Here is a 551-nt window from a genome sequence, read left to right as displayed (position 1 = left end):
ATAACCCCAAGCAATCTGGTTATACTGTGAAGACGACATTCGCCGAAAATTCGCATGTTGCTCTTTCGAGCAGAACTCACAAATTTTACCTTAGCCTGATTAACCAGCAGTGAAACTGGCCATCAGTCTATATCTATCACATATCCGAATTTTTAAAGAACGATCTGACAAAAGCCAGAAATCAACATTCGAGGCGAATGCTCATTTCTGAGTTTGATCAAGTGCAACACTTCACAACAGCAGAAAGTGGTGGAGCCAAGCGGGATCGAACCGCTGACCTCCTGCGTGCAAGGCAGGCGCTCTCCCAGCTGAGCTATGGCCCCGCATATTGGTAGGTCTGGGCAGATTTGAACTGCCGACCTCACCCTTATCAGGGGTGCGCTCTAACCAACTGAGCTACAGACCTATATAGGGTCTTGATCGTCTTCAACCATGAATCAAGCAATTCGTGTGGGAGCTCATCAGCAGGCTGATGTCGTCGATTAAGGAGGTGATCCAGCCGCAGGTTCCCCTACGGCTACCTTGTTACGACTTCACCCCAGTCATGAATC

2 tRNA genes and 1 rRNA gene are annotated in these 551 nt (G+C 48.6%); all 3 read right to left on the bottom strand.

Annotation, left to right across the window (positions count from 1 at the left end):
• Positions 1 to 247: 247 nt before the first annotated feature.
• Positions 248 to 323: transfer RNA gene (locus JKP78_RS24920), tRNA-Ala, on the bottom strand.
• A gap of 6 nt (positions 324 to 329) precedes the next feature.
• Positions 330 to 406: transfer RNA gene (locus JKP78_RS24915), tRNA-Ile, on the bottom strand.
• 77 nt (positions 407 to 483) lie between these two features.
• A 16S ribosomal RNA gene (locus tag JKP78_RS24910) occupies positions 484 to 551 on the bottom strand; the annotation flags it as partial.

It is taken from the genome of Pseudomonas sp. LAM2023 (assembly GCF_016620375.1).
Lineage (GTDB): Bacteria > Pseudomonadota > Gammaproteobacteria > Pseudomonadales > Pseudomonadaceae > Aquipseudomonas > Aquipseudomonas anuradhapurensis.
This window is presented reverse-complemented; position numbering and strand designations above follow the sequence as displayed.